This window comes from Vibrio sp. 1978 (assembly GCF_033344345.1).
Map to the genome: position 1 here is coordinate 368 of NZ_JAWPOP010000124.1, position 806 is coordinate 1,173.

Annotated in this window: 1 pseudogene; it reads right to left on the minus strand. The window is 46.0% G+C overall.

Annotated elements, in window-relative coordinates:
• Window positions 1-806 (minus strand): annotated as a pseudogene (lptD, locus tag R8N49_RS24930) (LPS assembly protein LptD); the annotation flags it as partial.

Here is an 806-nt window from a genome sequence, read left to right on the forward strand (position 1 = left end):
AGATGTTGGTTTGATCTTCTTCTGGTACGTAAAGGTACTGAAGCTGTGGTTCTAGCGTTTGTGTGTAGCCTTTGATCCAACTGGTGTCACGCTCTAAGTAAATCTGAGCATGGGTACGGAACTCAGGAATAACACGAGAAACTTGTTCATCAAGCTGGTTTTTCAAGTCCACGTCTGTCAAGCCAGTAAGGTCTTGAGAGTAGTAAGTGGAAAGTACGCGCGCTTCCGTTGTCCAAGTGGCCCAAGAGTTTGACAGCGGCATGGTTAGTCCCGGCTCTATGTGAACGCGAGTCGCGTTTGGTCGAGCGGTATCACTAGTGTCAAAACGGCTGACTTGGCTTTTAACGTCGAAGTTAAGGTGATCACCCCACAACGGCGTGTAGTAGTTCAAATCTAATTGAGGAAGCAAACGATATGGACGGTTTTCTTCTTTCAAGAGGATTTGGAAATCTCGAACGGTTAAAGACGCATCCCAGAAATCTGAACGGTACTGCACATGTCCTTCTTGGACTAACTGGCCGTCTTCACGGTTACCGATGTCAGAGTCCAAATCTAGGAAGTAATCAATGTCACTGACTTGTGAGTAATCGACTTTAACAATCCACTGTTTATTGATAATACCATCGTGCTTAACTTGGTAACCCCAGCGAGAATCATCTTGATATTTTTTATCGCTGTTGAGGTATTCGCCTTTCAGTTTACCTTCACCCCAGCCATCGGTTAGGTAACGGAAATCGGTGTCGAGTTTGGTGCCACGTTGCTGCATGTAGAGTGCAGTGAGTGTCATGTCGTATTGAGGCGCGATG